27 protein-coding genes are annotated in these 22810 nt (G+C 67.4%); 10 read left to right on the forward strand and 17 right to left on the reverse strand.

Annotated elements, in window-relative coordinates; all coding sequences use genetic code 11:
- Window positions 1-254: 254 nt before the first annotated feature.
- From BGO20_RS15850 to leuB, 4 genes are all read right to left on the reverse strand, one after another.
- Window positions 255-806 carry an NADPH-dependent FMN reductase gene (locus tag BGO20_RS15850; RefSeq protein ID WP_291660274.1) on the reverse strand — a complete coding sequence of 184 codons (552 nt, stop codon included), beginning with the start codon at window positions 804-806 and terminating at the stop codon, window positions 255-257.
- A 130-nt stretch (window positions 807-936) separates the two neighbouring features.
- A complete protein-coding gene (locus BGO20_RS15855) occupies window positions 937-1512 on the reverse strand; it encodes a methylated-DNA--[protein]-cysteine S-methyltransferase (RefSeq protein WP_291660273.1) in 576 nt (191 codons plus the stop codon).
- A gap of 93 nt (window positions 1513-1605) precedes the next feature.
- On the reverse strand, window positions 1606-2562 hold the full coding sequence (gene msrP, locus BGO20_RS15860; protein WP_291660272.1) for a protein-methionine-sulfoxide reductase catalytic subunit MsrP: 957 nt from the start codon (window positions 2560-2562) through the stop codon (window positions 1606-1608).
- 107 nt (window positions 2563-2669) lie between these two features.
- Entirely contained in the window at window positions 2670-3779 is a 1110-nt protein-coding gene (leuB, locus tag BGO20_RS15865; RefSeq protein ID WP_291660271.1) for a 3-isopropylmalate dehydrogenase, read from the reverse strand.
- A gap of 198 nt (window positions 3780-3977) precedes the next feature.
- Here leuB and BGO20_RS15870 point away from each other — a divergent pair, with 198 nt between their 5' ends.
- Window positions 3978-4496, forward strand: a complete 519-nt coding sequence (locus tag BGO20_RS15870; protein WP_291660270.1) for a DsrE family protein — start codon at window positions 3978-3980, stop codon at window positions 4494-4496.
- Between the two features lie 15 nt (window positions 4497-4511).
- Here the strand turns inward: BGO20_RS15870 and BGO20_RS15875 are convergent, their stop codons facing one another.
- Together BGO20_RS15875 and BGO20_RS15880 are read right to left on the reverse strand one after the other, a co-directional pair.
- Window positions 4512-4895: a RidA family protein gene (locus BGO20_RS15875; protein WP_291660269.1), complete on the reverse strand. Its 384-nt coding sequence runs from the start codon at window positions 4893-4895 to the stop codon at window positions 4512-4514.
- A gap of 73 nt (window positions 4896-4968) precedes the next feature.
- Entirely contained in the window at window positions 4969-6153 is a 1185-nt protein-coding gene (locus BGO20_RS15880; RefSeq protein WP_291660268.1) for a lytic murein transglycosylase, read from the reverse strand.
- Window positions 6154-6393: 240 nt separating this feature from the next.
- Between BGO20_RS15880 and BGO20_RS15885 the strand changes: the two genes are divergently transcribed.
- Complete coding sequence (locus tag BGO20_RS15885; protein ID WP_291660267.1) at window positions 6394-6690, forward strand: hypothetical protein; 297 nt, start codon at window positions 6394-6396, stop codon at window positions 6688-6690.
- A gap of 13 nt (window positions 6691-6703) precedes the next feature.
- Here the strand turns inward: BGO20_RS15885 and BGO20_RS15890 are convergent, their stop codons facing one another.
- From BGO20_RS15890 to BGO20_RS15900, 3 genes are read right to left on the reverse strand one after another with little or no spacing between them, the layout of a single operon-like run.
- Complete coding sequence (locus BGO20_RS15890; protein ID WP_299858317.1) at window positions 6704-7837, reverse strand: PQQ-dependent sugar dehydrogenase; 1134 nt, start codon at window positions 7835-7837, stop codon at window positions 6704-6706.
- Between the two features lie 56 nt (window positions 7838-7893).
- Window positions 7894-9198, reverse strand: a complete 1305-nt coding sequence (locus BGO20_RS15895; RefSeq protein ID WP_291660265.1) for an NAD(P)H-dependent oxidoreductase — start codon at window positions 9196-9198, stop codon at window positions 7894-7896.
- 24 nt (window positions 9199-9222) lie between these two features.
- Window positions 9223-10197 carry a Bug family tripartite tricarboxylate transporter substrate binding protein gene (locus BGO20_RS15900; protein WP_291660264.1) on the reverse strand — a complete coding sequence of 325 codons (975 nt, stop codon included), beginning with the start codon at window positions 10195-10197 and terminating at the stop codon, window positions 9223-9225.
- 145 nt (window positions 10198-10342) lie between these two features.
- Between BGO20_RS15900 and BGO20_RS15905 the strand changes: the two genes are divergently transcribed.
- Window positions 10343-11152, forward strand: coding sequence for a crotonase/enoyl-CoA hydratase family protein (locus BGO20_RS15905; protein WP_291660263.1), 810 nt, complete (start codon window positions 10343-10345; stop codon window positions 11150-11152).
- Window positions 11153-11169: 17 nt separating this feature from the next.
- On the opposite strand, the gene BGO20_RS15910 is transcribed toward BGO20_RS15905, so the two are convergent.
- Window positions 11170-11649: a YaiI/YqxD family protein gene (locus BGO20_RS15910; RefSeq protein ID WP_291660262.1), complete on the reverse strand. Its 480-nt coding sequence runs from the start codon at window positions 11647-11649 to the stop codon at window positions 11170-11172.
- Window positions 11650-11815: 166 nt separating this feature from the next.
- On the opposite strand from BGO20_RS15910, the gene BGO20_RS15915 reads away from it, so the two are divergent.
- Window positions 11816-13018 carry a pyridoxal phosphate-dependent aminotransferase gene (locus BGO20_RS15915; protein WP_291660261.1) on the forward strand — a complete coding sequence of 401 codons (1203 nt, stop codon included), beginning with the start codon at window positions 11816-11818 and terminating at the stop codon, window positions 13016-13018.
- Window positions 13019-13071: 53 nt separating this feature from the next.
- Window positions 13072-13446, forward strand: coding sequence for a rhodanese-like domain-containing protein (locus BGO20_RS15920; RefSeq protein ID WP_291660259.1), 375 nt, complete (start codon window positions 13072-13074; stop codon window positions 13444-13446).
- Here BGO20_RS15920 and trmD read toward each other — a convergent pair.
- From trmD to ffh, 6 genes are all read right to left on the reverse strand, one after another.
- The gene (trmD, locus tag BGO20_RS15925; protein ID WP_291660258.1) at window positions 13437-14132 is read right to left on the reverse strand and encodes a tRNA (guanosine(37)-N1)-methyltransferase TrmD; all 696 of its coding nucleotides are present in this window, start codon (window positions 14130-14132) and stop codon (window positions 13437-13439) included. The two genes, BGO20_RS15920 and trmD, sit on opposite strands and share 10 nt — an antisense overlap.
- A gap of 4 nt (window positions 14133-14136) precedes the next feature.
- Window positions 14137-14811 (reverse strand): HAD family hydrolase, encoded by a 675-nt coding sequence (locus tag BGO20_RS15930; protein ID WP_291660256.1) that lies wholly within the window; start codon window positions 14809-14811, stop codon window positions 14137-14139.
- A complete protein-coding gene (rimM, locus tag BGO20_RS15935; protein WP_291660255.1) occupies window positions 14795-15331 on the reverse strand; it encodes a ribosome maturation factor RimM in 537 nt (178 codons plus the stop codon). Before rimM ends, BGO20_RS15930 begins: the two co-directional genes overlap by 17 nt.
- A 100-nt stretch (window positions 15332-15431) precedes the next feature.
- The gene (gene rpsP, locus BGO20_RS15940) at window positions 15432-15800 is read right to left on the reverse strand and encodes a 30S ribosomal protein S16 (protein WP_291660254.1); all 369 of its coding nucleotides are present in this window, start codon (window positions 15798-15800) and stop codon (window positions 15432-15434) included.
- A 12-nt stretch (window positions 15801-15812) separates the two neighbouring features.
- Window positions 15813-16079, reverse strand: coding sequence for a hypothetical protein (locus BGO20_RS15945; RefSeq protein ID WP_291660253.1), 267 nt, complete (start codon window positions 16077-16079; stop codon window positions 15813-15815).
- Entirely contained in the window at window positions 16076-17650 is a 1575-nt protein-coding gene (ffh, locus tag BGO20_RS15950) for a signal recognition particle protein (RefSeq protein ID WP_291660252.1), read from the reverse strand. Before ffh ends, BGO20_RS15945 begins: the two co-directional genes overlap by 4 nt.
- A gap of 306 nt (window positions 17651-17956) precedes the next feature.
- Here ffh and BGO20_RS15955 point away from each other — a divergent pair, with 306 nt between their 5' ends.
- The 4 genes from BGO20_RS15955 (at window position 17957) to BGO20_RS15970 (ending at window position 20842) form a co-directional block, all read left to right on the forward strand.
- A complete protein-coding gene (locus tag BGO20_RS15955; RefSeq protein WP_291660251.1) occupies window positions 17957-18376 on the forward strand; it encodes a hypothetical protein in 420 nt (139 codons plus the stop codon).
- A gap of 70 nt (window positions 18377-18446) precedes the next feature.
- Entirely contained in the window at window positions 18447-19028 is a 582-nt protein-coding gene (locus BGO20_RS15960; protein ID WP_291660250.1) for a CAP domain-containing protein, read from the forward strand.
- 57 nt (window positions 19029-19085) lie between these two features.
- Window positions 19086-19712, forward strand: a complete 627-nt coding sequence (locus BGO20_RS15965; RefSeq protein WP_291660249.1) for a LysE family translocator — start codon at window positions 19086-19088, stop codon at window positions 19710-19712.
- Window positions 19713-19783: 71 nt separating this feature from the next.
- Window positions 19784-20842, forward strand: a complete 1059-nt coding sequence (locus BGO20_RS15970) for an MBL fold metallo-hydrolase (RefSeq protein WP_291660247.1) — start codon at window positions 19784-19786, stop codon at window positions 20840-20842.
- Between the two features lie 9 nt (window positions 20843-20851).
- Here the strand turns inward: BGO20_RS15970 and BGO20_RS15975 are convergent, their stop codons facing one another.
- Window positions 20852-21364, reverse strand: a complete 513-nt coding sequence (locus BGO20_RS15975; RefSeq protein WP_291660245.1) for a GyrI-like domain-containing protein — start codon at window positions 21362-21364, stop codon at window positions 20852-20854.
- Between the two features lie 512 nt (window positions 21365-21876).
- On the opposite strand from BGO20_RS15975, the gene dapF reads away from it, so the two are divergent.
- Window positions 21877-22761: a diaminopimelate epimerase gene (gene dapF, locus BGO20_RS15980; protein ID WP_291660243.1), complete on the forward strand. Its 885-nt coding sequence runs from the start codon at window positions 21877-21879 to the stop codon at window positions 22759-22761.
- Window positions 22762-22810: the final 49 nt, after the last annotated feature.

The raw sequence follows: 22810 nt of genomic DNA on the forward strand, positions 1-22810 counted from the left end.
CACGATATTGAACTCACGGTTGTTCGGAACGGGCTCCGCAATCTCCTCCCGGCGTTGAGTTCGTTTCAGCCGTTCCCCTCTGAGATGTTTGGCATTTTGCCAGATGTTTCAAACTTACAAAGCCGGCTCCCTTCGGGGATGCCGGCTCTTTTTTTGCCCGTTTCGACCAACGGCTTCGGCTCGCGACGCAGCCGCTGGCAACAAAAAAGGCACCGCCACGGCGGTGCCTTCGAGAGGACGGTGATCCGCGGCTCTCAGGCGGCCAGCTTGCCCGCAATCTTGGCAAAGCCGTCGATGAAGCCTTGCAGGAAGCTGCGGGTTCCCTCGTTGGTGATCTCGTGGTTTGCGTCGATCAGGTCCTCCTTGAAGGTGATGAAGACCTGACCGCCCGCGACGACACCGGCGAGGTTCGTCATGATCATGCGCAACTCGTTCTGGGCGACGGCCGTGCCGACCGCGCCGCCACTGGTGCCGGTAACGGCGACAGGCTTTCCAGCCCAGGAATTCTTGCCGTAGGGGCGCGACGCCCAGTCGATGGCGTTCTTCAACGCGGCCGGAATCGAGCGGTTGTGCTCGGGCGTGACGATCAGGATGGCGTCGGCCGCCTCGATCTCCCGCTTCAGCCTCAGCGTCGGCTCGGGGCGGTCAGCCTCGAGATCCTGGTTGAACAGCGGCAGATCGTCGATCCGCACGAAGGAGGGTTCGAACGCGTCCGTGCCGAGCTTGGCCAGGGCCTGCGCCAGCTTGCGGTTGATCGACTCGCGACGGGTGCTGCCGACGACGATGGCGAGCTTCAATTTGGCCATGAGATTCCTCAGGGTTGGCGTCAATGCCGCGAGTCTAGAAGGCTCCGCGAGCCCGAGGCAAGGCGACCTTCTGCAAGGACGTCATTGCAGCGCTTCAAGCTGGCCCCGGCCCGCGGCGGGCGAGCAGGCCTCAGGGCCGCGGTGGCCGGGCTGCAAGAGGCAGCGCCTCGAACAGGCTCGGCTCGGCGCTGGTGCGGGCTTTCTCGATGGTCAGGATCCGCAGCTTCGTCTCGACACCGCCATCGGCCGAAAAACCGCCGGTCTTGCCTCCCGCCGCCAGCACGCGATGGCAGGGCACGATGATCGGCCACGGATTTTGGCCGAGCGCGACCCCGACCGCCCGGGCTGCGCCCGGCTCGCCGATGCGCTGCGCCACCTCGCCATAGGTCAGCGTCTCGCCCGGCGGGATCGAAAGCGCGACCTCGTAAACCTTGCGGTTGAACTCCGTCACGGTCTCGGTCGCGAGCGGCAGATGCGACAAGTCGCGCTTCTCCCCTTCGAACAGTGCCCGGATGCCGGCCACGGCCTCCGCGACGAAGCCCTGTGCCTCGGTCTCCTCAGCCTCCGGAAAGCGCCGTGCCAGCCGCCGTCGGGCGCCGCCCTCATCGCCTTCGGGCAATTGGGCGCCGATGAAGCGCTCGCCCTCCCAGGCCAGTGCGCAGGTGCCGATCGCCGTCTCGAAGAGATGGAAATGCTGGTTGGCCATCCTTGCTCTCCCGGCTCCGCGAACTGGATCGAACCGGTCTAGCACGCAGAATAAGGCCGAGGGCACCCGAAAGCTGGCAGCAGGGCGGCTGGTTCACATGAACAGCGCCTCGCCCTCCAGCCCCTTGTAGAGCCCGGCGACCTGCTCGCCATAGCCGTTGTAGATCAGGGTGGGCCGGCGCTCGCGCGAGCCCAGCACCTGTTCGCTTGCCTGGCTCCAGCGCGGATGCGGCACCGCCGGGTTCACATTGGCCCAGAAGCCATATTCGCTGGCCTGCAACGCCTCCCAGAAGGTCTTCGGCCGCTCGGCGACGAAGCTGATCCTGCGGATCGATTTCACCGATTTGAAGCCGTATTTCCACGGCGTGATCAAGCGGATCGGCGCCCCATGCTGGGTCGGTAGCGGCTTGCCGTAGATGCCCGTGACGAGCAGCGGCAGCTCGTTCCCTGCCTCGGCCATCGTCAGCCCCTCGACATAGGGCCAGGGATACCAGCGCTGGTTCTGGCCCGGCGCGACCCGCGGGTTCAGGAAGGTCTCGAAGCGGATGTATTTGGCGCCCGAAAGCGGCTTCGCCATCGCCACGAAGGCTTTGAGCGGGATGCCGGTCCATGGCACCGCCATCGCCCAGGCCTCGACGCAGCGGAAGCGGTAGAGCCGCTCTTCCAGCGGCAGCTTGCGCACGAGATCGTCGAAACCGATCTCGAAGGGCTTATCGACCATGCCGTCGACCTGAATCGACCAGGGCCGCGTCGCCAGCCGGTGCGAAGCGTCGACGATGTCCTTCGACATGCCGAATTCGTAGAAATTGTTGTAGTTCGCCGCATCCTCCGCCTTGGTCAGCGGGACGTCGAGCTTGTAGGTCTCATTGCGCTTGGCCGGATAGAGGTCGAGCGTCGGGTCGGGGACTTCCGCCGCTGCGATGCCCGGTAAAGCAGCCCCCGCGATCAGCCCTGCCCCCGCTGCCATCAGTTGGCGGCGATTGAGAAAGACGCTCTCCGGCGTGGCTTGGATTTCCGGCAGTTCCCAGCCGGCCCGGCGCTTGATCAGCATGACGGACACACTCCGTTTTCGTTGGCAGCTGTTAGGCCACGAAAGCGGATTCACGGCAATTCACGAGGGGGAGAGGCGCGGCGAGCGCCTCTCCCTTCCTCCGAATCTCAACCCCGCGCTTCCAGCGCCTTGATGATCGCCTGGCCCATATCGCTGGTCGAAACCGCGTTGGCGCCGGGAGCCGCGATGTCCTTGGTGCGGGTGCCCGAGCCCAGCACGTCGGCGATCGCGCCTTCGAGCCGGTCCGCAGCTTCGCCCGCACCGAACGAATAGCGCAGCGCCATGGCGAAGGAGCCGATCATCGCGATCGGGTTGGCGAGGCCCTTGCCGGCAATGTCCGGCGCCGAGCCGTGGACAGGCTCATAGAGCGCCTTGCGCTTGCCGGTGGCCGTATCCTCGGCGCCGAGCGAGGCGGAGGGCAGCATGCCGAGCGAGCCGGTCAGCATCGCCGCGACGTCGGAGAGAATGTCACCGAACAGGTTGTCGCAGACGATGACGTCGTACTGCTTCGGCCAGCGCACGAGCTGCATGGCGCAGTTGTCGGCCAGCACGTGCTCGAGCTCGACATCCTTGTACTCGGCCGCGTGCAGGGCCGTCACCGTCTGCTTCCAGAGCACGCCGGTCTTCATCACGTTGTGCTTCTCGGCCGAGGAGACCTTGTTGCGGCGGGTGCGCGCCAGCTCGAAGGCGACGCGGCAGATCCGCTCGATCTCGGGCGTAGTGTAGAGCTGGGTATCGACACCGCGCTTGGAGCCGTCCTCCAGCGTGACGATCTCCTTCGGCTCGCCGAAATAGACGCCGCCGGTGAGCTCGCGCACGATCAGGATGTCGAGCCCTTCGACGACCTCGGGCTTGAGCGAGGAGGCCGAGGCCAGCGCGGGATAGCAGATCGCCGGGCGCAGGTTGGCGAAGAGGCCCAGGTCCTTGCGCAGGCGCAGCAGACCGGCTTCGGGGCGGTGCTGGTAGGGCACATCCGCCCATTTCGGGCCGCCGACCGCGCCGAACAGCACGGCGTCGGCGTCCTGCGCGAGCTTCATGTCGCCTTCGGAGATCGCCTGCTTATGCGCGTCATAGGCCGCGCCGCCGACGAGGCCCTTCTCAATCTCGAAGGAGCCGAGCCCATGCTTGCCGAACCAGGAGACGATCTGCTCGACCTGGCCCATCACCTCGGGGCCGATGCCGTCGCCGGGGAGCAGCAGGAGCTTGTGGGTCGCCATGATCGTCGTGCCTCGTCGCAGAAATCCGTTTCCTCGGCAGGCTGCTTAGAGCATCGCTCCCGAAAGGGGAATGCGGTTTTCCGGAGGCCCGATCCGCAATCCGGACTCGGGCACGGAGCTTGCCCGGCGCGTCTTAGGAAGCATGCAGCCGACGCGCGGCGGCGCGGCTTCGTGCCGAAACCGATCGGAAGGCGAGCCATGATGAGACAGACACGGCGCCTGCTCTGGATGCTGCCCATTCTCGTCGTCGCGGCGAGCGGCGGCTGGCACTACGCCAGAGGCAGCACACATCCTCATACGCCGGACGCCATCCGGACCCTCCGTTTCGCACCTTACGCGCCGCAGAAGGCCGTCTATCACGTCACGGAAGGAGGGGGTTTCTTCCCGCGCAGTCGCTATCGCAACCTTCTGCAGATCGCCCGCAACCATGTCGACGCAGTCGGTGCCGGACGACTCGATCTGCGCATCATCCTGCAAGGCGACGGGATCGAGTTGCTCGAACTCGCCCGACGCGACCGCGACATCGCCGGCAGGATCGATGCCCTCAAGCGCGACGGGGTACGGTTTCTCGTCTGCCGGAACACCATCACCGGCCATGATCTGGATCCGGCCGAGGCGCTCTACGGCGTCGGTCCGGACGACATCGTGAAGGCGGGCATCGCCGAGGCGGCCGCGTTGGTCCAGAAGGGCTACGCCTACCTGAAGCCGCTCGGCTGACCACGGCGGCCATCTTCAGCCGATCCGCGCCGTGACCTCGATTTCCAGCTTCATCTCGGGCTTCAGCAGACCCGCCACGACGTAAATTCCGGCGGCGGGCCGGATCTCGCCGAAAACCTCGCCGCAGACTGCCAGGACGGGCTCGCAATAGCTGCGGTCGGTGACGAAATACTGCGCTCTCACGACACGGGCGAGCGAAGAGCCGGCCTCCTCCAGCACCGCGCCGATCGTCTTGAAGACGTTGCGCGCCTGTGCGGCCGGATCCTCCGGCAGCGTCATGGTGGCGTAGTCGTAGCCGGTCGTCCCCGAGACGAAGACGAAATCTCCGTCGACCACGGCGCGCGAATAGCCGAACGAGCGCTCGAAAGGCGAGCCGGTGGAAATCAGGTGGCGCGTCATGGCGGTATCTCCGGAGATGAACGCGGGATCCTCCGCGGAGCAGCCGCGCCACGCCACCCGTTTCCTGACGAGATCAGACCCGCCCGCTCTTGAGCGCGCGCAGGACCTTTTCGCCTGGCCGGCCGGTCTGCTGCATGCCGAGCTTCGCCTCGATATCCTTGATCGCGGCGCGCGTGAGCGAACCGACGGCGCCGTCGGGTTCGCCGACATCGTAGCCGCGGGAAATGAGCAGGCGCTGCAGTTCGCGCCGCTGCTCGCGCGAAAGCGGCAGGTCGTCGGTCGGCCACCGTCCCTGCACGCCGGGCTTGCCGCGCAGCCGGTCGGACAGCAGCGAGATGGCCAGCGCGTATGAATCAGCTCCGTTGTAGCTGTAGGCGGCATCATAGTTCTTGAAGACGAGGAATGCCGGCCCGTTGCGGCCCGCCGGCATCAGCAGCCCGGCATTGCCGTGCCCGTCCAGCCGCGAGCCGTCGTATTTCACGATACCCTGTGCCGCCCAGTGCGCCAGCGGGCGCTTCGGGTTGCGGCCGGTCGTGCCGCGGTAGCCGTCCGGCACCCGCACCTCGTAGCCCCAGGTGGCACCGGTGACCCAGCCGGCCTTGTCCATGAAATTCGCCGTGGAATGCAGCGCATCGGGGATCGAATCGACCAGGTCTCGCCGGCCGTCGCCGTCGCCGTCGACGGCAAGCCGCAGATAGGTCGACGGGATGAACTGGGTATGCCCGAAGGCGCCGGCCCAGGACCCGACCAGCCGGTCCGGCCTGACGTCCCCGCGCTGGATGATCTGCAGCGTCGCGATCAGTTCGCCCTTGAAGAAGGCGTTGCGACGCGGCGCCAGGCAGGCGCCCGTCGCCAGCGACTGCACCAGCGGCCATTTGCCGCGCGCCTTGCCGAAATCGCTCTCGACGCCCCAGACGGCCGCGATGGTGTGCCGGTCCACGCCGAAGCGCCGCTCGGCCGCAGCGAAGACGGAGGCATATTGGCGCAGCATGCTGCGCCCCTCCGCGACCTTCTCGTCGTCGACGAGCGTGCCGAGATAGTCCCAGATCGGCGTCTTGAACTCCGGCTGGTTGTTCATCGCCTCGATGATCTTCATGTCCGGCTCGACGCCGGCCATGGCCCTGTCGAAGGTCGTTCCCGAGACACCCTTCGCCGCAGCAGCGGAACGCAGGCCGGAAAGGCAGGACTGGAAGCCCGGCTGGGCCGCGGCCGCCGAGGCGATGAGGACGAGGGGCAAGGCCAATGTGGTTGCGCGCATGGGTCTCCGCCGATTCGATTGGGTTCGCCGGCAAGCTAGGCGAGCGTGGTTAACGGAGGTTAACCAGCGAGAATGGCGGCACGAAGAAGAGCGTTCGCAATGAGAAACGGCCGCGCAGGCCATGGACTGGATCGCCACGGTTGCAGCACAACGGTGCTGCGCGCCGCCGGCGCTTGGCCGTTCGCACACGGCAGTCGATACCGCTCGCCGCGCTCGTTTCCGATTCGTGAGGACCTCGCCTTGAGAACGCTGTTGACCGCCGCCTGCCTCGCTGCCGGCGCCCTGCCCGCCCTGGCTGGCCCGACCTGCAGCCCGAGCGACTCGCATGCCCAGATCCTCGGCTCCGCCACCATCGGCGACGTGCACCCGGCCTGGCACGGCCGCAAAGTCGGCTATGGCTGGTCGCTCCAGGTCCGGCGCGAGGATCATGACGATGCCGGCATGACCTATTACGTCGGCGATCTCTACGATGCCCAGGGCAAGCTGGCGATGCGCAACATCTTCGCGCTCGACAGCGAATGGGAGTGTGGGCCCTGACCCGTTCGCGCCGCTATCTGGCTGGCCGCACGCGCAGCAGCTTGCCGTCCTCCTCGTCGGTGAGAAGATAGAGGAAGCCGTCCGGTCCCTGGACGACATCGCGAATTCGCGCGTCGATATCGGTCAGCAGGCGCTCCTCGCCGGTGACTTTCTCGCCCTCGGTGGAGAGCCTGGTCAAAAGGCCGCCGGCAAGCGCGCCGACGAACAGCGAGTTCTTCCACTGCGGCCAGGCCGTCCCGGTATAGAAGGCCGCGCCGGAAGGGGCGATCGATGGGTCCCAATAGAACAGCGGCTGCTCCATGCCCGGCTTCGCCGTGCCCTCGCCGATCTTGGCGCCGGAATAGTCGACGCCATAGGTGATGACCGGCCAGCCGTAGTTCAGCCCGGCCTTGGGCGTGTTGATCTCGTCGCCCCCGCGCGCGCCATGCTCCGCCGTCCAGAGCTGGCCCGTATCGGGATGCAGCGCCGCGCCTTGCACGTTCCTGTGCCCGATCGACCAGACCTCCCCCGCCCAGCCCGGCTTCCTGGGATTGTCGGCCGGGACGCTGCCGTCAGGGCGGATGCGGATGATCTTGCCAAGATGATTGGCCGGATTCTGCGCCTGGTCGCGCTGAGTATAGCGCTCGCCGACCGTGACGAAGAGGGCTCCGGTGCGGTCGAAGACGAGCCGCGATCCAAAATGCATGTTCGAGGCGACCGTCGGCATCTGCCGAAAGATCACCGTGACGTCGCCCAGCGCCGTGCCCTGCTCGTTCAGCCGGCCGCGGGCGACGCTGGTGCCGTTTCCGCCGGCACGCGGCTCGGAGAAAGACAGGTAGATCAGCCGGTTCTGCGCGAACTCCGGATCCAGCGCGATGCCGAGCAGGCCGCCCTGCCCCCGCGCCATCACGCTTGGTATGCCGCTGATCGGCCGCGAGAGCTTGCCGTCGGTCTCGACCAGCAGAAGCCGTCCCGGCCGCTCGGTGACGAGTGCGCGCCCATCCGGCAGGAAGGCGAGCCCCCAGGGATGTTCGAGCCCGCTCGCGACGGTGTCGACCGTCAGTTCACCGGCGCTCGACGGAAAGCGCTTCTGTGCGGCGGCCGGCAACGCCGGGCTCGCTATCGCCAGAATGATCCCGAGCGCGCCAACCAGTCCGAACCGCAGCATCATCCGCTCCCTGCTTCACCCGATCGGAGACCGGAGATAGAGGGCAACGCCGCCGATCACCAAGCCGTTGCGGCCAGCTCACGACGAAGTGAGACGATCGGCTGACTTTCGTCCAGCGTGACGTCAGCCTCGGTCACCGGCTGGTCAGCCGCGACATCACGCGTCAGCCTGACGCCATGGGCGAGCCCGATCGGCAAGGCGCGACAGGTCTTGCTCGCCGCGGCCGGCATCAACCGGCCATAGACGGTGTAGCCGCCCTCCCCGTCGAGCATCTCGCCAGCTTTAAGCGCGCGCTTGGCGACCGCGACGGCGTCGCCCCGCCAGCCGCGCGTCATGCCTGTCGGCTCACCGCGCAGCGCCGCGTTCAGCACCGAGATCGAGAGTTCGAGGCCGATCAGGTGGAAGGGCTTGTACATCGCGGCATAGCGGCCGGTCACGTCCGTCGGCAGGCCGTATTGCTTGAAGCAGGCGGCAGCGTAGTCGTTTGGAGCCTTGAGCACGACATAGACACCCCAGCGCAGATCGCGGAACACCGGCCGCCCGTCGCGCTCCAGCGAGGAGACGACCTCGACCATACCGTCGTGATCGAGCTGCCCGCCGACCGTCCGCGGCCGCAGGACATGGGCGAGATCGTCGACGCCGCAAGGCGGGAAGGCGAGCCCGGCCTCGGGTACGTCGAGTTCGCAGGCATTGGCGATCGCCGCCATCTCGATGGCCGATTTGGTGCCGTCGAGGAAGGAATTGAACATCTGCGGGTTCATGCCCGCAGCCTTCGCCGCCTCGGGCGTCAGGCCGTAATGCGTCCAGACGTCGTCAGGCGTGACGGTATGGTAAGCTGGTAGGTACTTGGTGCCCTTGCCGGCGGCGGCGACAACGAAGCCCGCCGCCCGTGCCCAGTCCACCATCTCGCTGACCAGCGCCGGCTGGTCGCCATAGGCCATCGAATAGACAAGACCGGCCGCCTGCGCCTTGCGTGCCAGCACCGGCCCGACCAGCACGTCGGCCTCGACATTGACCATGACGACGTGCCGCCCGGCTTCGATCGCGGCCAGAGCGTGGCGCGCACCGGCCGCAGGGTGCCCCGTCGCTTCCAGCACGACCTCGACGCCGTCCGCCTGCGCCGCAGCCCTGCCGTCGTCGACGAAGCGGGTCCGCGCGATCCGGGCTTCGTCCCAGCCGACGTTGCGGCAGGCTGCCCTTGCGCGATCCGGGTCGAGATCCGCGATCGCCGCGACCTCCAGCCCCTCGATATGCGGCACCTGCGACAGGAACATCGAGCCGAATTTGCCGGCGCCGATCAGCGCCACGCGAACAGGCTTGCCCGCCTCGCGGCGGGCGGCGAGCTTTGGCATCAGGTTCATGATTTCACCTCGTCAGGAGCCCGGTCAGGCCGGCTGCACTCCCGCCTCGGCGATGATCTGCTTCCAGGTCTCGATCTCCTTGGCATGATACGGGCGAAACGCCTCGGGATCGCGCACCTTGAGGGTGAAGCCGAGCTTGATGATGGCGTCGCGCGTCGCCGGCTTGTTCAGCGAGGCGATGATCGCCTTGGAAAGCACGTGGAGTGCCGGCTGCGGCGTCTTGGCCGGCGCGAAGAACGCAGCCCAGGAATCGGCGTCGGCGTTACTGACGCCCTGCTCGCGCAGCGTCGGGATGGCCTTTGCCTGAGGGTTGCGCTCGGGGCTGGCGATGGCCAAAGCCCGCAGCGCCCCCGCGTTGATCTGCTCCAGCACGCTGGGCAACGTCGAAACGGCGATGTCGATACGCCCGGCGACGATTTCCTGCACCAGCGGCGCCGCTCCCCGGAAGGGCACATGGGTCATCTTGATGCCGGTGCGCTGCATGAACAGCTCCATCGCCAGATGCGATCCGGAGCCCACTCCGGTCGAGCCGTAGTTGAGCTTGCCGGGCTCGGCCTTGGCGAGAGCGATCAGCTCCAGGATGGTCTTGGCCTGCAGGTCGTTGCGAACGACGAAGGCATGCTCGAAGGCGCCGACGCCGGCGAGCGGCGCGAAGTCCTTCACCGCGTCGTAGCCCGGGTCCTTCAGCAGGAACATGTTGTTGCCGTGCGTCTGGTTGTTGCCGAAGACGATGGTGTAGCCATCGGCCGCGCCATGGGCGACGGCGCGCGTCCCGACGGCGCCGGAAGCTCCCGCCCGGTTGTCGACGAGTACGTTGTGGCCGAAGGCGACGGACAGATCCTGCGCCACGAAGCGCGCGATCGCGTCGGTCGGCCCACCCGCCGGATAGGGCACGACGATGGTCACGACCTTTTCGGGAAAGCCCTCGGCGCGGACCAGGGACGGGGCAAGGGCGGCGCCGGCCATCAGGCCGAGCGCGGAACGGCGGGTCAACGACATCGAATTCCTCCCGGACGCCCGCCTGAATGGCGGGGCTGAATTGGTCGGAGATTTACGGGCAAAGGCCGCATGCGTCCAGCGGCGGAGCCCTCCGGCACGAACTCGCGTAACCTGGACGCGGGCCGGCACGCCAGGGAGATTCCTCATGACAGTCCGCATCGAACGCGAAGGCCATGTCGCAACCGTCGTTCACAGCCGCCCCGAGGCGCGCAACGCGATGGATCCCGAAAGCGCGGAGGCGCTCGTGCGGGCCTTCGCGGAGCTCGACGCCGATCCCGATACCCGGGCGATCGTGTTCTGGGGCGAAGGCGGCGCCTTCTGCGCGGGCTGGGACCTCAAATACGCCCAGGCTTTCACCGATCCCGCCCGCTTCCAGCACGAGATCGTCGCAGGCCTCGCCTTTCCGGCTTCGGGGCTCTCTCCACGCGGGCCGATGGGACCCTCACGGCTCGAGATGAGCAAGCCGCTGATCGCCGCGATCGAAGGCCCGGCGGTCGCGGGCGGCATGGAGCTGGCGCTCTGGTGCGACGTCCGCGTGATGGCGGAGGACGCCTATTTCGGCGTCTACTGCCGACGCTGGGGAATTCCGCTGATCGACGGCGGCACCGTACGGCTGCCCCGCCTCGTTGGCCAGGGCCGGGCGCTGGAGATCGTCATGACGGGACGCAAGGTCGAGGCGGAGGAAGCCCTGCGAATTGGCCTCTGCGAGAAACTTGTGCCGAAGGGAGATGCGCGGCGCGCGGCCGAGAGCCTCGCACATGAGATCGTCCGCTTCCCGCAAGGCGCCATGCTGGCCGACAGGGCCAGCGTGATCGCCGGACACGGCTTGCCGGTCCGCGAGGCGCTGATGCGGGAATGGAACCGCGGCGTCCACACCATCGCGGCCGAAGGCGCCGCCGGCGCCGGTCGTTTTGCCGCCGGCAAAGGGCGGGGCGGCGATTTCTCCGACATCTGAAGCGTCGGGGACCGCTTCTAGGTGGCGAAACCCGCCCGCTTCAGCCGCTGGATCGCGAGGTCGAGCGCCTGCAGGAAGGCCGAGCGGTCCTTCTGTGAGAACGGCTTCGGCCCGCCGCTGGCCGCCCCCATCGCGCGCAGATCCTCCATCATGTCCCGTGTCGCCAGCGCCATGCCGATCGAGGCCTCGGTGAATGGCTTGCCCGTGGGGCCGATGACGTCGGCGCCCGCCTTGATGCAGCGATCGGCCAGAGGGATGTCGGCGGTGACGACGATCGCCCCGCGCGCGACGCGCTCGGCGATCCAGTCATCGGCAGCATCGAAGCTGCCGGGCACAACGACGCGCTCGATCCAGAGTTCGCGCGGCAGGTTGAGGAAGCTGTTGGAGACGACGAAGACGTGGAGGCCGTGGCGGCCGGCGACGCGGTAGACCTCGTCCTTCACCGGGCAGGCGTCGGCATCGACATATACAGCGATCGGTCCCGCAGCGTTCGTCATGGGCCGGCCTTCGCATACCGGCGCCGCAAGCGCAAACCGCCCCCAATTCATGACGCTTCTGCAAAACATCAAGCAGTTGCGCTTGCGATCATTGCCCGCGAGTCATAAACCACGCGCGCGCCAAAAAGCACGGCGCGTCCCGTCCGCTCCCCCGGAGACCAGTCCCATGGCCTTTCTTGCCGATGCCCTGAAGCGCGTGAAGCCCTCGGCGACCATCACGATCACGCAGAAGGCCCGGGATCTCAAAGCCCAGGGCAAGGACGTGATCTCGCTCTCCGTCGGCGAGCCCGATTTCGACACCCCGGACAATATCAAGGAAGCGGCCATCGCCGCCATTCGCCGCGGCGAGACCAAGTACACCCCCGTCTCCGGCATTCCGCAACTGCGCGAGGCCGTCGCCCGCAAGTTCAAGCGCGAGAACGGCCTCGACTACAAGCCGAGCCAGACGATCGTCTCGACCGGCGGCAAGCACGTCATCTACAACGCCCTGCTCGCCACGCTGAACCCGGGCGACGAGGTGATCTGCGTCTCGCCCTACTGGGTCAGCTACCCCGAGATGGTCGCGCTCTGCGGCGGCACCCCGACCTATGCCGAGACCTATCTCAAGAACGACTTCAAGCTGCAGCCTGAGGACCTCGAGAAGGCGATCACCCCGAAGACCAAGTGGGTGATCCTGAACTCGCCATCGAACCCCTCGGGCGCCGCCTACAGCCATGCCGAGATGAAGAAGCTCACGGATGTGCTGATGCGCCATCCGCATGTCTGGGTCCTGACCGACGACATGTACGAGCACCTCGTCTACGGCGACTTCACCTTCGTCACTCCGGCGCAGGTCGAGCCCGCCCTCTACGAGCGCACGCTGACCATGAACGGCGTCTCGAAGTCCTACGCCATGACCGGCTGGCGCATCGGCTACGCGGCCGGCCCGCAGCAGCTGATGAACGCCATGGACCTCGTCCAGGGCCAGCAGACCTCGGGCACCTCGGCGATCTCGCAATGGGCCGCGGTCGAGGCCCTCGACGGAACGCAGGAGCACATTCCGGTCTTCAAGAAGGCCTTCGAGCGCCGCCGCGACCTCGTGGTCTCGATGCTGAACCAGACCCGCGGCCTGAAGTGCCCGGTGCCGGAAGGCGCGTTCTACGTCTATCCCGATTGCTCCGCCCTGATCGGCAAGACCATGCCGAACGGCAAAAAGGTCGAGACGGACGAGGACCTCGTCATGGGCCTGCTCGAAGCGGAGGCCGTCGCCGCCGTGCACGGCTCGTCCTTCGGCCTCGGTCCCAACTTCCGCATCTCCTACGCGACCTCGGACGAGAAGCTGGAAGAGGCCTGCCGCCGCATCCAGCGCTTCTGCGCCGAGCTGCGCTAAGCACGATGACCAAGGGCGCCGCAACGCGCCGGACTATTCTGGCCGGGAGCTTCATGCTCCCGGCCTCTGTCGTTTTCGGGCAGGCGCCTGCGTCCCTCTCCGTGCGCGAAGCGTATGAAGCAGCGCGGTCGGGAGAGATCATTCTCGTCGACATCCGCAGCGCGGCCGAATGGGCCGATACCGGCCTGCCGCAAGGCGCCGTGCCGCTCGATGTCGATGCGACCGCCTTCGATGTCAGGCTGGCGGGCTTGCGCCTCGACCATCCCGGCAAGCGCATCGTCCTGATCGACCGGACCGGCGCGCAGGCGATCGCCGTCGCGCAGAAGCTCGCCGGACGTGGCTGGCGTGAACTCGCAGGCGTGCGGGGCGGCATGCTCGGGCCGGGCGGCTGGCTGGCCGAGAAGCTGCCGGTGATGGCCTACCCCTGATCGCGGTTGGCGAGCAGGTCCGGCCGCCTCTCCCGTGTGATCCTCTCGGCCTCAGCCCTCCGCCATTTCGCGATGCGGGCGTGGTCGCCGGAGAGCAGCGCCTCGGGCAGGCCCCGGCCCTCCCATTCGCGCGGTCGCGTGTAATGCGGGTATTCGAGCAGCCCGTTCTCAAAGCTCTCGTCCTCGCCGGATGCAACCTTGCCCATCACGCCGGGTATCAGGCGCACGCAGGCGTCGAGCAGGGTCAGCGCCGCCATCTCGCCGCCGGAGAGGATGTAGTCTCCGATCGAGACCTCGATCAGGTTGCGCCCCTCGATCACCCGCTCGTCGACGCCCTCGAAGCGTCCGCAGACGATGACGAGGCCGGGGCCCTCAGCCCAATCGCGGACCTTTTCCTGCTTGAGCGGCCGTCCGCGCGGCGACATCAGCAGACGCGGGCGCTCGTCATCCGCCGGCACGGCAGCATCGATCGCTGCCGCCAGCACGTCACAGCGCAGCACCATGCCTGCGCCGCCGCCGGCCGGATTGTCGTCGACATTGCGATGCCGGCCGATGCCGTGCTCGCGGATCTGATGGGTGTCGAGGGACCAAAGCCCCTTGCGCAACCCCTCGCCCGCGAGCGAGACGCCGAGTGGCCCCGGAAACATTTCCGGATAGAGCGTCAGGATCGAAGCGCGGAAGGGCATGCCTTCAAGCAAACCGCAGCGCCGACAAACCGTCCAGCGCCGTGAAGTCCGGAACCGAGGCGATCAGGTTGGCGTAAGACGCGAAGCCCTCGGGGCCGAGCAGGGTGAGCAAAGCGACGGCCCGCATGCCGGCGCGGCGCGCCGCCTCGACGCCGAGCGGCGCATCCTCGAAGACGATGCAATCGGCGGGATCGACCTTCATCCGCTCGGCCGCGGCGAGGAACATGTCGGGATGCGGCTTGCCGCGAAAACCCTGGCTCGGCGAAACGATCGTCGCGAAGCGCTGGCGCAGGCCGAGCGTGTCGAGGACAACCTCGATATTGTCAGGCGGCGCGGCTGTGCCGACCGCCATCGGCACCCCAGCCGCGTCCGCACGCGCCATCAGCTCGAGCAGGCCGGCCGTCGCAGCGACATGCGGGCGATAGGCCTCGCGGTAGAGCGCTTCCTTGGCATCGCCCATCGCGGCGATCTCGTCGGCCGTGGCGTGCGGAAAGTACGGTCCAACGATCTCGGCCAGCGCCATGCCGGCCGTGCGCGCCGAAAAGGTTTCGCGGTCGAAGGGCAGTTCATTGGCGACGTGCCAGCTCTCCCAGGCATCGTCATGGAAACGCATGTTGTCGACGATGGTGCCGTCCATGTCGAAGATCAGCGCGCGGGCGGGCCTATCGCTCGGCATCATCTTTGCGACCATCGTCCGGCTCGAACAGTCCCAGGGGTGGCTCGGCCTCGATCCGGCGCGCAGCGATGTCGATGCGCGGCGCGAACGCCTTCGTAAACGGCATAAGGACGGAGCGCCCATCCGGCGTCTCGATGTCGAGCAGGTCGCCGGCCCCGTAGTTCTCAACCGCCGTGACGGCGCCGAGCACCGCTCCATCAGGGCCGACCACGCTGCAGCCGATCAGGTCGGCATGCAGGAACTCGTCTTCATCCGCATCCGCCGAGAGCTTGTCGCGGGCGACGAAGAGTTCGGTCCCGTTCAGCGCCTCGGCGGCCTCGCGCGTCGCCACGCCCTTGAGCCGGACGACGACGACCTCCTTGGCCGGGCGGATATCGGTGATCTCGAAGCTGCGGCCCTTGCCGTCGGTCAATGGGCCATAGCCGGCGATCGCGAGGGGATCGCCGGTGAAGGTCTTGATCCTGATCTCGCCACGCACGCCATGCGGCGCGCCGACGATGCCGAGCAGGACAAGGTCGCTCATGCCAACACGTCATGCCCGGGGCTGAGCCCGGGCATCTCCATCGAGAGGTTCCCGGATCGGAGCCGTGCTCCATCCGGGAATGACGTGCGAGCCCTCGAGCTCACTCGGCGGCGGCTTCTTCGGCAGCCGGAGCGGCGGCCTTCTCGGCCTTGGCGGCAGCGCGCTCCTTGGCCTTGTCGCCGGGCTCAGCCTTCTTCGGGTTGTTGCGGGCAGCGCGCTTGGCGAGGCCGGCAGCGTCGAGGAAGCGCAGGACGCGGTCGGTCGGCTGGGCGCCCTTGGCGAGCCAGGCCTGGACCTTCTCGGTGTCGAGCACGACGCGCTCGGCCGAATCCTTCGGCTTCATCGGGTCATAGGAGCCGATCTTCTCGATGAAACGGCCGTCGCGCGGCGAGCGCGAGTCCGCGACGACGATACGGTAGTAGGGGCGCTTCTTGGCGCCGCCGCGGGTCAGGCGGATCTTGAGGGACATGGGTCTTCTTCCTTATGCTTCGTTCAGTCGTTTCATTTCGGCGATCGCTGCTTCCAGCTCCGCCTCTCCTTGCATCGGCGTCGACTTAAAAATCTCGAAATCGAGACGTCCGTCTTCGAGAATGTCGATCTCCCACCTCTCTCCCGGCACGGTCGCTGCGATCGAAATCGCGTCGAACCGGTAGACGACCAGGGAATGGTCGATCTGGGCGGCCTTGAGCTTGGCCTGGATCGCCCAGAATTTCTCGAGCATCGCCTTGGCGCTGATCGAGTCGCTCATTTCTTCTTGCCTCCGAACGGTCCACCCAAACCGGGCAGCCCACCGCCGCCGAGGCCAGGCAGCTTCGGCATCATGCCGGCCGGCGGGGTCACGCCCTTCGGCAGGCCGGGGAAGCCGCCCGCCGGCATCGAGGGCAGGCCACCGCCCGCGCCGAGCTGCTTCTGCAACTCAGCCAGCTGGGCCGGGTCCATCTTGGAAGGATCGGGCATGCCCGCCGGCAGGCCGCCCCCGAGTCCGAACATGCCGCCGAGCTTGCCGAGCATGCCGCCCTTCTGCTTGCGCATCGCCTTCATCATGTCGGCCATGCCGCGATGCATCTTGAGCAGCTTGTTGATCGCCTCGGGCGAGGTGCCCGAGCCGGCGGCGATGCGCTTCTTGCGGCTGTTCTTGAGCAGGTCGGGGTTCTTGCGCTCGGCCGGGGTCATCGAGTTGATGATCGCGACCTGGCGGGCGATCATCTTGTCGTCGACCTTGGCGGCGGCAAGCTGGTTCTTCATCTGCGCCATGCCAGGCAGCAAGCCCATCACACCGCCGAAGCCGCCCATCTTCTCCATCTGCTGGAGCTGCATCCGCAGGTCGTCGAGGTCGAAATTGCCCTTGGCCAGCCGCTGCGCCAGCGCCTGCGCCTTGTCGGCATCGACCGTCTGGGCCGCCTTCTCGACGAGCGAGACGATGTCGCCCATGCCGAGGATGCGGTTGGCGACGCGCGAGGGATGGAAGTCGTCGAGCTCGTCGACCTTCTCGCCGGTGCCGACGAGCTTGATCGGCTTGCCGGTGACGGCGCGCATCGAAAGCGCCGCGCCGCCGCGCGAGTCGCCGTCCATGCGGGTCAGCACGATGCCGGTGAGGCCGACGCGGGCATCGAAGGCGCGGGCCGTATTGACGGCGTCCTGGCCGGTCAGCGCGTCGGCGACGAGCAGCACCTCGTGCGGGCCGGTCGCGGCCTTCACCTGCGCGACCTCTTCCATCAGCGTGTCGTCGAGTGTGACGCGGCCGGCGGTGTCGAGCATGACGACGTCGTACCCGCCGAGACGTGCCGCTTCGATCGCGCGCTTGGCGATCTGCACGGCCGACTGCCCCGCGACGATCGGCAGCGTCTGCACGCCGACCTGCGTGCCCAGCACCGCGAGCTGTTCCATGGCGGCCGGGCGTCGCGTGTCGAGCGACGCCATCAGCACCTTCTTCTTGTTCCGGTCGGTCAGGCGCTTGGCGATCTTGGCGGTCGAAGTCGTCTTGCCCGAGCCCTGCAGACCCACCATCAGGATCGGCACCGGCGGCACGGCGTCGAAGCCGATGCTCTCGCCCTCGCCGCCCAGCGTCTCGATCAGGACGTCATTGACGATCTTGATGACCTGCTGGCCGGGCGTGACCGATTTCAGCACCTCGGCACCGACCGCACGCTCGCGCACCTTGTCGGTGAAGGAGCGCACGACCTCGAGCGCGACGTCCGCCTCGAGCAGCGCGCGGCGCACCTCGCGGAGGGCGGCGTTGACGTCCTCCTCGGTCAGCGAACCCCTGCGGGTCAACCCCGAGAGGATGCCGGAGAGTCTTTCGCTCAGCGTGCCGAACATGCGGACCTGCCTGCCTGCCTCAGGAAACCGTCACTGCCGCAACCTCGTCGCCAAGCGGTTTCGCGCCCGAGGGCGCAATCGCGCTGTCGGGCGTTGACCTCCGGGCTCGTGGAAGCCGCGAGGCGGCCCGGTCGGCGGATGTGGTTTCGGCGATGTCGGCGAAACGGATGGCGCCCTTAAAGCGGAAGATCGCAGCTAAAGTCAAGTTTTGGGGACAAAGCCCCTTCGAGGAGGGACCTGCGGTTGCATCCGCGCACGCCCTGCCGCAATTCTGCGAGGCTTCATTTCAGCATCAAGGATTAGATCATGAACTCCCTTTTCAGATCGCTTTTGCCCGTTGCCGGGCTTTTCCTGCTCGCCACACCGGTCCTCGCCCAGCCTTGCGCCAGTAATTTCAAGGTCGACGGTGTGCCGATGGTCACCGGGCTGAGCTACCGCACCTGGGATCTCATCAGCCGCCCTCCCGCGGCCGTCCTGAAGGATCTCGCCGCCGCCGTCTCGGCCGAAGGGTTCGCCGACATGCGGATCGACAGGCAAACCAGCGCCGTCGTCGCGATCCAGGAGACGTCCGGCTCCGGTCGGCCGCAGACGCTGCGGATCACCGCCCGCAAGAGCGGCAAGGGCACGCGCGTCGACGCCGTCTTCGTGGTCCAGGCCGGACAGGTCGCACCGGAAGACTACGTCCGCAAGGCTTTCTGCCGCGTGATCGGCGGCGCTCGCGGCTGACGACGCCCTGGCCCAACAATGGCCCTGATCGGGCGGCATCGCTGCCCGTCCGATTCGAGACGAAGCCGCTATGAAACGCTCCACCGCCTTGTCCCTCCTGCTTTTCGCCGCGTTTCTCGCCGGTTGCGCCGGCGAACCGCGCCGGGAAGGGCCGCTCGACGCCCGGATGGTCGAGAAGCTGAGCGCCGTCTCGCTCGATCCGGCCCAGGCGGGTCGGATCCTCAACGCCTATCGCGCCAGCCATGGCCTCGGCCCGGTTCGTCCCGACCCGCGGCTGATGGCGATGGCGCAGCGCCAGGCCGATGCGATGGTGGCGAAGAACGCCCTCTCGCATGATGCAGGCGGCAGCTTCGCTACGCGGGTCGAAGCCGCCGGCCTCGACTCTGCACGTGTCGCCGAGAACCTCGGCGGCGGCTATTTCTCGGTGGAGGAAGCCTTCGACGGCTGGCGCAAATCGCCGGGCCACGATGCCAATCTGCGGCTGAAGGACGCCACCCGTTACGGCATCGCGCTCTCCAAGGATCCGCGGACGAGCTATCGCGCCTGGTGGGTGCTTGTGGTTGCTGCCGAGCCCGAGGTCCGGCGGGAAATGGGCGCTGCGGCGCCCGGGCCCGCAGTCTGGTTCGGCAATAACCCGCCTCCCGGCCGCTGACCCCTTTACAAGGGCACGCATCTGGTGATGGCTCTCGTCTTTAACGGAGCCATCACCATGACCTTCGAAGCCTGGGCCGCCTTCGCCGCCGCCACCGCCGTCCTGCTCGTCATTCCCGGACCAACGATCCTGCTGGTCATCTCCTACGCGCTCGGCCAGGGCTGGCGCACCGCCTTCCCGATCGCGTTGGGGGTCGCGCTCGGAGATTTCACGGCGATGACGCTGTCGATGCTCGGCGTCGGCGCGCTGCTGGCCACCTCGGCGACAGTCTTCACCGCGTTGAAATGGCTCGGCGCAGCCTATCTGATCTGGCTCGGCGTCAAGCTCTTCCGCGCCGGCGGCACGCTCGACGCCAAGCCGCGCGAGGATGCGGCTCCCGCCTGGAAGATGCTCGGCCATGCCTGGCTGGTGACGGCGCTGAACCCGAAGAGCATCACCTTCTTCGTCGCCTTCCTGCCGCAGTTCCTCGATCCGAAGGCCGATTTCTGGATGCAGATGCTGATCTTCGAGACGACCTTCATCGGCCTCGCCTTCGCCAACGCCATGGGTTACGCGCTGATCGCCTCGCGTGCCCGGGCGGTGGTGCGTAATCCTCGCGCGATCGGCCTGTTCAACAAGGCGGGCGGGACGCTGCTGATCGGCGCCGGCATCGCGACCGTGGCGATCCGCTCCGGCAGCAACTGACAGCCGAGGGCGGCAGGCAGCGGCGCCGGCGGTCTTGACGATGCCGCGCCGCGACCTACCTCTCTTGGGCTATGGATCGCCGCAAGCTTCTTTCTTTCGTCGGGCTCGGCGCGCTGCTGGCTTCGACGGGTGCCGCCTGGGCGGCGATCTCCCGCTCGCGCAACCCCTATTACCAGGGGCCGGTCAGCGACCATTTCGACGGCCTCGTCTTCAGCGACGGGCGCATCGTCAGCAAGGGGCTGATCGACGTGCTGCGCTGGCAGACCGGCAAGCGCGAGCGCGAGCCCTTTCCCGCCGCCTATGAGACGCCGCCGCAGGACAAGCCGCCGGCACGCGTCGACGGGGCGCGCATCGTCCATCTCGGCCATGCCTCGTTTCTTTACCAGATCGCCGGGCTCAACCTCCTGCTCGACCCGGTCTATTCCGAGCGCGCCAGCCCCTTCAGCTTCATGGGGCCGAAGCGCGTCAACGCGCCGGGCGTCGCTTTCGACGACCTACCGACGATCGATGTCGTATTGATCACACACAACCACTACGACCATCTCGACATCGAGACGCTGGCCCGCCTCAATCGCCGGGACCGGCCGCGGATGATCATGCCGCTCGGCAACGACGCCATCATCCGCGCGCGCATTCCCGATGCCCGCGCCGAAGCGTATGACTGGTCTGATCGGGTCGCGCTGTCGGACGAGCTGGCCGTCACGCTTGTGCCGACCTATCACTGGTCGGCGCGGGGCGCCTTCGACCGGCGCATGGCGCTCTGGTCATCCTTCATTCTCGCAGCCGCCGGCACGAAGATCTTCCATGTCGGCGACACCGGCTATCATGACGGCTCGCTCTATGAGCGGCTTGGCCGCGAGCACGGTCCGTTTCGCCTGGCCGTGCTGCCGATCGGCGCCTACGAGCCACGCTGGTTCATGTCGGACAACCACATGAACCCGGAAGAGGCGGTGAAGGTCATGCTGGCGCTCGGCGCCGACGAAGCCATCGGCCACCATTGGGGCACTTTCCAGCTCACCGACGAGGGCATCGAGCGCCCGCCACAGGCGCTCGAGGCGGCGCTCGCTGACGCCGGCCTGCCGAATGAGCGCTTCAGACCGATGCGCCCCGGACTGAGCTGGAGCGCCTGACGCCTCCGCCTATTTCGGCTGGACGTAGACGTTGATCTCGAGGTTCGGATCGGCCGGGTCGGCAAGCTCGCTGACATATTCCTCGAGGAAGGCGTCCTTGACGACGATGTTCTTCGCCTCGAGGTAAGCGGTGATCGTCTCGTAGGTGGAGTCGATATCGTCGTAGGGCGCCTGGTGCAGAAAGCGCAGGGCCGCCCCCGCCGGCGAGGTCGACATCTTGAAGTCGGCGCCGAGCGCCGGCGCCTGCCCGCCGGACGGAATGGCCACCGGGAGCATCGCCTCGAAGCGGAAGCCGTCATCCGTGGTTTCGACGAAGAGTGACAACGGCCGCCCCGCGACGGCGAGGCCCGCCTTCTGCGCCTCGGCACGCAACGCCTTGAAGCTGTCCGAAAGCTTCTGGAAGCCCTGGTCCCAGCTGGCCTGGCCCGACATCATCAGCACCGGCTTGGGCGAGAGCGTCACCTCGGCGACATCGCTGGTATCGGCGCCTTTGCCCGCGAGCGTCGCATTCGGGTCAGGCACGCCGGTCTGCTGCTGCTGCGGAACGGGCGGCGGCGACTGGCCAGGCGCCGGCAAGGTCGGCGGCGGCTGAACCGGCTGCGGCTCCAACGGCACTTGCGGCGTCGGCGCGGGCTGGACCGGCTGAGGCGTCAGCGGGCGCGGTGCGGGCGGCGCCGGCTGAACTGGCTGGGGGCCGGGCTGCGCGTCCGGGACCGCAGCCGGCGGGTTCTGGTTGGGTCCGGATTGCGTCTGCACCGGCGTCGCCCTCGGCGGTGGCGCCAGTGGTGCCGTCTGGACCGCAGAGGGCGCGGCGACCGTCGCCTGCGCCCATGCCGTCGACGCAATGCCGAGTAAGCCGGCGCAAGCCAGAACACAAATCCGAAAATACCGCATCGTCACGGCCCTGAATATCTCGCGATTCGCGCCCTTGCAGCGGAACATAGAATGTCCACCTTCTCTCAGGAACGGGTACGAGGGTGGCTTTTTCACGTCACCTCGGTCATAGACCCGCAATTCATGGGACGTGTGACCAAATGAACGCTCTGGCGCATCGCCGGTTCCTGAAGATGAACGGGCTCGGCAATCAGATCACGGTGCTCGACCTGCGCGGCACGAAGCTCGTCGTGACGGCGGAAGAGGCCCGCGCCATCGCCTCCGAGCCGCGCGCCCGCTTCGACCAGCTCATGGTGCTGCACGACGCTCAGGTGGCGGGCACCGACGCCTTCATCCGCATCTACAATGTCGACGGCACCGAGGCCGGCGCCTGCGGCAACGGCACCCGCTGCGTCGGCTGGGCGATGATGGCGGACCCGCAAATGGGCGACCCCGCCAGGACGAGCCTGACCCTGCAGACCAAGGCCGGACTGCTGCCGGTCCGGCGCGAGAGCGAAGCGGTCTTCACCGTCGACATGGGCGCGCCGCGCCTGGCCTGGGACGAGATCCCCCTGGCCGAGCCGTTCGAGGACACCAGCCGCTTCGAGTTGCAGATCGGCCCGATCGACGCCCCGATCCTGCATACGCCCTGCGCGGTCAACATGGGCAATCCGCACGCTATCTTCTTCGTCGACGACCCCTACGCCTATAATCTCGCGCAGATCGGCCCGCTGCTGGAGAACCATCCGATCTTCCCGGACCGCGCCAATATCGAGCTCGCCGCCGTCAAGGCGCCGGACCATATCGTGCTGCGCGTCTGGGAGCGCGGCGCCGGCATCACCCAGGCCTGCGGCTCGGGCGCCTGCGCGGCGCTGGTCGCCGCGGTGCGTCGGGAACTGTCTGCCCGCAAGGCGGTGGTCAGCCTGCCGGGTGGCGACCTCACCATCGAATGGCGCGAGAATGACGGCCATGTGCTCATGACCGGCGCGGCGGAGTTCGAATGGGAGGGCACGCTCGATCCGACCCTGTTCACGAGCGCGGCCTGATGGCGCCAAAGCATTTTTGAGCGAAGTGGACACCGGTTCGCGTGAAGAA

This window comes from Allobosea sp. 67-29, from assembly GCF_001898115.1.
Lineage (GTDB): Bacteria > Pseudomonadota > Alphaproteobacteria > Rhizobiales > Beijerinckiaceae > Allobosea.

Bases quoted from the DNA above. Each gene is read 5' to 3' on its own strand.
- BGO20_RS15905 (WP_291660263.1), top strand. From the start codon at position 10,343: ATGACAGTCCGCATCGAACGCGAAGGCCATGTCGCAACCGTCGTTCAC.
- BGO20_RS15900 (WP_291660264.1), bottom strand. From the start codon at position 10,197: ATGTCGTTGACCCGCCGTTCCGCGCTCGGCCTGATGGCCGGCGCCGCC.
- BGO20_RS15945 (WP_291660253.1), bottom strand. From the start codon at position 16,079: ATGAGCGACTCGATCAGCGCCAAGGCGATGCTCGAGAAATTCTGGGCG.
- BGO20_RS15960 (WP_291660250.1), top strand. From the start codon at position 18,447: ATGAAACGCTCCACCGCCTTGTCCCTCCTGCTTTTCGCCGCGTTTCTC.
- rpsP (WP_291660254.1), bottom strand. From the start codon at position 15,800: ATGTCCCTCAAGATCCGCCTGACCCGCGGCGGCGCCAAGAAGCGCCCC.
- BGO20_RS15915 (WP_291660261.1), top strand. From the start codon at position 11,816: ATGGCCTTTCTTGCCGATGCCCTGAAGCGCGTGAAGCCCTCGGCGACC.
- BGO20_RS15890 (WP_299858317.1), bottom strand. From the start codon at position 7,837: ATGCTGCGGTTCGGACTGGTTGGCGCGCTCGGGATCATTCTGGCGATA.
- BGO20_RS15895 (WP_291660265.1), bottom strand. From the start codon at position 9,198: ATGAACCTGATGCCAAAGCTCGCCGCCCGCCGCGAGGCGGGCAAGCCT.
- dapF (WP_291660243.1), top strand. From the start codon at position 21,877: ATGAACGCTCTGGCGCATCGCCGGTTCCTGAAGATGAACGGGCTCGGC.
- BGO20_RS15910 (WP_291660262.1), bottom strand. From the start codon at position 11,649: ATGACGAACGCTGCGGGACCGATCGCTGTATATGTCGATGCCGACGCC.
- BGO20_RS15875 (WP_291660269.1), bottom strand. From the start codon at position 4,895: ATGACGCGCCACCTGATTTCCACCGGCTCGCCTTTCGAGCGCTCGTTC.
- leuB (WP_291660271.1), bottom strand. From the start codon at position 3,779: ATGGCGACCCACAAGCTCCTGCTGCTCCCCGGCGACGGCATCGGCCCC.
- BGO20_RS15955 (WP_291660251.1), top strand. From the start codon at position 17,957: ATGAACTCCCTTTTCAGATCGCTTTTGCCCGTTGCCGGGCTTTTCCTG.
- BGO20_RS15850 (WP_291660274.1), bottom strand. From the start codon at position 806: ATGGCCAAATTGAAGCTCGCCATCGTCGTCGGCAGCACCCGTCGCGAG.
- ffh (WP_291660252.1), bottom strand. From the start codon at position 17,650: ATGTTCGGCACGCTGAGCGAAAGACTCTCCGGCATCCTCTCGGGGTTG.
- BGO20_RS15965 (WP_291660249.1), top strand. From the start codon at position 19,086: ATGACCTTCGAAGCCTGGGCCGCCTTCGCCGCCGCCACCGCCGTCCTG.
- BGO20_RS15970 (WP_291660247.1), top strand. From the start codon at position 19,784: ATGGATCGCCGCAAGCTTCTTTCTTTCGTCGGGCTCGGCGCGCTGCTG.
- BGO20_RS15880 (WP_291660268.1), bottom strand. From the start codon at position 6,153: ATGCGCGCAACCACATTGGCCTTGCCCCTCGTCCTCATCGCCTCGGCG.
- BGO20_RS15930 (WP_291660256.1), bottom strand. From the start codon at position 14,811: ATGATGCCGAGCGATAGGCCCGCCCGCGCGCTGATCTTCGACATGGAC.
- rimM (WP_291660255.1), bottom strand. From the start codon at position 15,331: ATGAGCGACCTTGTCCTGCTCGGCATCGTCGGCGCGCCGCATGGCGTG.
- BGO20_RS15855 (WP_291660273.1), bottom strand. From the start codon at position 1,512: ATGGCCAACCAGCATTTCCATCTCTTCGAGACGGCGATCGGCACCTGC.
- BGO20_RS15870 (WP_291660270.1), top strand. From the start codon at position 3,978: ATGATGAGACAGACACGGCGCCTGCTCTGGATGCTGCCCATTCTCGTC.
- BGO20_RS15920 (WP_291660259.1), top strand. From the start codon at position 13,072: ATGCTCCCGGCCTCTGTCGTTTTCGGGCAGGCGCCTGCGTCCCTCTCC.
- trmD (WP_291660258.1), bottom strand. From the start codon at position 14,132: ATGCCCTTCCGCGCTTCGATCCTGACGCTCTATCCGGAAATGTTTCCG.
- msrP (WP_291660272.1), bottom strand. From the start codon at position 2,562: ATGCTGATCAAGCGCCGGGCCGGCTGGGAACTGCCGGAAATCCAAGCC.